The 4,412-nt window shown below is 62.3% G+C and carries 5 protein-coding genes; 3 read left to right on the forward strand and 2 right to left on the reverse strand.

Annotated elements, in window-relative coordinates:
* The 3 genes from LXM94_RS17645 to LXM94_RS17655 all read left to right on the forward strand — a co-directional run.
* Window positions 1–626: FGGY-family carbohydrate kinase (locus LXM94_RS17645; protein ID WP_268965164.1), on the forward strand; the 626-nt coding region annotated here is incomplete at its 5' end.
* 22 nt (window positions 627–648) lie between these two features.
* Complete coding sequence (locus tag LXM94_RS17650; RefSeq protein ID WP_235772788.1) at window positions 649–1,599, forward strand: sugar-binding transcriptional regulator; 951 nt, start codon at window positions 649–651, stop codon at window positions 1,597–1,599.
* Window positions 1,600–1,649: 50 nt separating this feature from the next.
* Complete coding sequence (locus tag LXM94_RS17655) at window positions 1,650–2,435, forward strand: SDR family oxidoreductase (RefSeq protein ID WP_235772789.1); 786 nt, start codon at window positions 1,650–1,652, stop codon at window positions 2,433–2,435.
* 93 nt (window positions 2,436–2,528) lie between these two features.
* On the opposite strand, the gene LXM94_RS17660 is transcribed toward LXM94_RS17655, so the two are convergent.
* The gene (locus LXM94_RS17660) at window positions 2,529–3,551 is read right to left on the reverse strand and encodes an NAD-dependent epimerase/dehydratase family protein (protein WP_235772790.1); all 1,023 of its coding nucleotides are present in this window, start codon (window positions 3,549–3,551) and stop codon (window positions 2,529–2,531) included.
* 275 nt (window positions 3,552–3,826) lie between these two features.
* The coding region (locus LXM94_RS17665) for a caspase family protein (protein ID WP_235772791.1) at window positions 3,827–4,412 on the reverse strand (586 nt) is incomplete at its 5' end.

The following is a 4,412-nucleotide window of genomic DNA, read 5'->3' on the forward strand; positions in this document are numbered from 1 at the left end:
GGGCGATCGACGGCCGGCCGACCTATGCCTTCGAGGGCAATATCCTCGTCTCCGCCGCGGCCCTGCCCTGGATGGTGGAAATGCTCGGCCTTTCCGACGTGCAGGCCCTGACCGATCTTGCCGCCACCGCACAGCCCGGCGGGCCGGGCTTCGTGCCGGCCTTCGTCGGCCTCGGGGCGCCATACTGGCACGCCGATGCGCGGGCCCTTTTTTCCGGCATCACCTTCAACACGAGCCGCGCCCAGATGGCACGCGCCGTGACCGATTCGATAGCCTTTCAGGTTCACGACGTCTTCATGGCGATGTCGGCGCAATCGCCCGCGCCGCTCGGCCGCCTCTATGCCGATGGCGGGCCGAGCAAGAACACCTTCCTGATGCAGTGCGTCGCCGACACGCTGGACCACGTCGTGACGCAGTGCGACGCTCCGGAGGCGTCGGCGCTTGGCGCAGCCTATCTCGCCGGCCTTTCGCTTGGCGTCTGGCCAGATCTTGCCGCCATCGCCGCCCTGCCGCGCGCCGGCAATCCTCTCGTCCCGCGCGCTTCCGACGCCGCGGAACGACTTCTGGTGTGGCAGGACGCGATCTACCGCTCGACCGTTGCGGGTCCTTCAACTATGAGTGAATAAAAATTCACCTCCGGAGGATTCCATGGGACGGCTTAACGAGCTGCGACTGATCGCCCGCATTGCCCAGATGTACCACATCGAAGGCAAGCGGCAGGCGGAGATCGCCACGATCATGCACATGTCGCAAGCCACCGTTTCGCGCATGCTGAAGCGCGCCGAGCAAGAGGACATCGTGCGCACCACGGTCATTCCCCCGGCCGGCACCTTCGCGGACCTCGAAACCGCGCTGCGCGATCGCTACGGCCTGACCGAAGCGATCGTCATCGACTGTTCCGAGGATCGCGACGGCGCGATTATGGCCCGCATCGGCGAGGCGGCCGCCCATTTCCTCGAGGTCACGCTCCAGCAGGACGAGATCGTCGGCGTCTCAAGCTGGAGCCAGACCATCCTGCGCATGGTGGACAACATCCACCCGCTCAAGAGTGCCAAGGCCAAATGCATCGTACAGATTCTGGGCGGCATGGGTGACGCATCGGTACAGACCCACGCCACGCAGCTGACGGCGCGCCTTGCGAAACTGACCGGCGGTGAGCCGCGACTGCTCCTCGTTCAGGGCATCACGTCGTCGCGAGAGGCAAAGCTCGTCATGCTGGCCGATCCGGTCGTGCGCGAGACGATGGACCTCTTCGGCCGCCTCAGTCTCGCGATCATCGGCATCGGCGCGGTGGAGCCGTCCGAACTGCTCGCCCGCTCCGGTAACACCTTCTCCCGCCAGGAAATGGCGATGCTGCAGGAGGCCGGCGCCGTCGGCGAGATTTCCTACCGGTTCTACGACAGGAACGGAAAACCGGTCGAAACCCCGCTCAATGAGCGCGTCATCGGTATTTCACTGCAGGACTTGCGCAGAACCGACCGCGTCATGGCGCTCGCGGGCGGAGAATCGAAAACCCAGGCTATCGCCGGTGCCCTGAAACTGGGTGTCATCGACGTGCTTGTCACCGACAAGTTCACTGCGGCACGGCTCACGGCCTGATCTTCTGCAAGATCAACCTCAGGCCTGCTGCGCACTATGGAGGAAAGACCATGAGACGTTTTGCAGGCCAGACGGTTTTCGTTACCGGGGGCAACAAGGGCATCGGGCGCGGCATCGCCAAGCGCTTCGCCGAGGAAGGCGGAAAGGTCGCCATCGCCGCGATCGAACCGGATACGGCGGCCGCCGCCGAGGCGCTCGGCGAGGAAACCGGTGCGGAGGTGATCGGCATCGCGCTGGATGTGACCGATGCCAGGGCGGTGCAGACCGCCTATGGCGAGGCCGAGGCGAAACTGGGTGCCATATCCGTCTCCGTACAGAATGCCGGTGTCATAACTATCGCCAGGGTGCAGGACCTGACCGAGCGCGAATGGGATCTGAACCTCGACGTCAACACCAAGGGGGTCTTCCTCTGCTGCCAGGAGGCGATCCGGCGCTTCCGCGCCAGTGGCGTCCGAGGCCGCCTGATCAACACCGCCTCCGGCCAGGCCCGTCAGGGTTTTATCTACACGCCTCACTACGCCGCCTCGAAATTCGGCGTCGTCGGGCTGACCCAGAGCCTTGCCAAGGAACTGGCGCGAGAGGGCATCACCGCCAACGCGATTTGCCCGGGCATCATCCACACCGAGATGTGGGACTACAACGACCGCGTCTGGGGCCGGATGCTCGGTGACTACGGCCCGGGCGAACTGATGGCCGAATGGGTAGAGGGCATTCCGATGGGTCGCGCCGGCACGCCCGCCGAAGTTGCCGCCCTCGTCGCCTTCCTTGCATCGGAGGATGCAGCCTATATCACCGGCCAGACCATCAACGTGGATGGTGGATTGATCATGTCCTGAGGTCGCACTGCGGCGGTGGAATCCCTCGGCGCCTGGACGACGAACTGGTCGGCGTCGACGGAGTGTCCTTGCCGGGACCACCGCCCCGCGTCTTCAAGCACCGCTCTGCATGTCCTCCCGCGCTTCGACATACCAGTCCACAAAGGACTTTACGCCGGTCGGCAGCGGTGTCTCGGGCTTATAGCCGGTGAGCGCCATCAATAGATCAGGGCTCGCGAACGTGCGCGGTACATCGCCGCTCTGCATCGGCAACATCAGCCGTTCTGCCGGCCGACCCAAAGCGCGCTCGACGGTCTCGACAAAATCCATGAGGCTTACCGGTTGGCCGCCTCCGATGTTGACGATGCGAAAGGGGGCTTGACGGGAGAGTGTTTCGATCTCCTCGTTCTCGATACGATTGGCTTCCGATGGGGCGAGAGCCGAAAGACGAACAATGGATTCCACGAGATCATCGATATAGGTGAAATCCCGGCTCATCTTTCCTTCGCCATAGATTTCGATCGGCTGATCTTCCAGTATGCTTTTCACGAACTTGAAAAGCGCCATGTCGGGACGCCCCCAGGGGCCATAGACGGTAAAAAAGCGGAACGAAGTCACGGGCAGCTTGTAAAGGTGAGAATAGCTGTGCCCCATGAGTTCCATGGACTTTTTGGTCGCCGCATAGATGGTCAATGGCTCGTCCGCCTTGTCCGTCTCACGGAAAGGAACTTTTGCGTTGGCGCCGTAGATGGACGACGTGGACGCCAGCATCACATGCTCGACTTTGTGGTGGCCTGCCATTTCCAGTATATTCCACGAGCCGTCCACATTGGAACTCAGGTAGGAGCGTGGGTTTTCGAGGCTATAGCGTACCCCTGCCTGGGCAGCGAGATGGATCAGGATCTCGGGTTTGGCAGCGGCCATCGCCGCCTCCAGCGCCTTGCGGTCTTCAAGCATCGCAATGACCGGGTTGAAAGTCGGAAATTGCGCCAAAGCGGCATGACGCATCTGCTTTAGCTTCACGTTGTAGTATGGCGTCAATCCATCGAAACCAGTTACCTGATGTCCATCCTGCAACAGCCGCCGCGCCAAATGAAACCCAATGAATCCTGCGGTGCCGGTGATGAAATATCGCATATTTACTTTGTCTCGCCTGATTTTTCCGACACAAGAACAGCTTAGTTCGTTCTATATAACCTCGAAACGGAAGTAAATTCCGGACAGTCCGCGATAGTCGCGTTTGTCATTACCCTCCGCAGACACTCAAGATCGAGACCAGAACGCATCCTGCCTCACGATGGGGATTGATGGCGCACACGCTTATCATATGCTCCGGTTCAAAAATTGAACACAGTGCGGCAATCTCCACCGCCTTTGCGCTGTGCCCACAGGAGCGCCTCCCGGCCTGGCCATCAGAAGAGCATCATGTCGCCGACCAGAAGGTTGCGGGCAAGCCAGGGACTCTGCTGGCCGCCTGTTTTGGCGAGCACCTGCCCCTTCACTGCCACATAGAACTCGCCGAGGTCGATTGCGCCATTCGCATCGGCATCGGCACGGCTGCGGCCGGTTGTCAGGGCATCGACGATTGCCGAGGTGAAAACACCGCCACCTGCCTCCGCGCTTTCCAGAGCCACCTGGCGCCCCTTCGACGCCGCCAGCACCACCATCGGGGCACCAGCCGTCGTCAGCAACGCACCGGCGGCATCGTCATTGGTGGCAAAGGCGCTGCTTCCCGCAAGTCCGGCATGGCAGGCGTCGAGCAGAACCACCACCTTGCCGCGCGCACCTGCAAGCACTGCCGCGATTTTGCGCCAGGCAAGCGCCGTTTCCTTGAGTTGGTCGATGCGCGTGTCCGGCAAAGCAAGAAGCAGGTCGCCCGTCGTGCCCGCCACACCGGATCCGACTGCATGCCCGGCGAAGGAGAAGACGAGCGTGTCCTCCGGCCCCGTCGCGTCGACCGCCACCGTCAGCGCCGCAAGAATTGCCTCGGCCGTCGCC

Source organism: Rhizobium alarense, from assembly GCF_021555155.1.
In the GTDB taxonomy this organism is placed as follows: Bacteria; Pseudomonadota; Alphaproteobacteria; order Rhizobiales; family Rhizobiaceae; genus Rhizobium_D; species Rhizobium_D alarense.

Excerpts from the sequence above, each read along its gene's own strand:
- LXM94_RS17650 (WP_235772788.1), top strand. The coding sequence starts at position 649 with ATGGGACGGCTTAACGAGCTGCGACTGATCGCCCGCATTGCCCAGATG.
- LXM94_RS17655 (WP_235772789.1), top strand. The coding sequence starts at position 1,650 with ATGAGACGTTTTGCAGGCCAGACGGTTTTCGTTACCGGGGGCAACAAG.
- LXM94_RS17660 (WP_235772790.1), bottom strand. The coding sequence starts at position 3,551 with ATGCGATATTTCATCACCGGCACCGCAGGATTCATTGGGTTTCATTTG.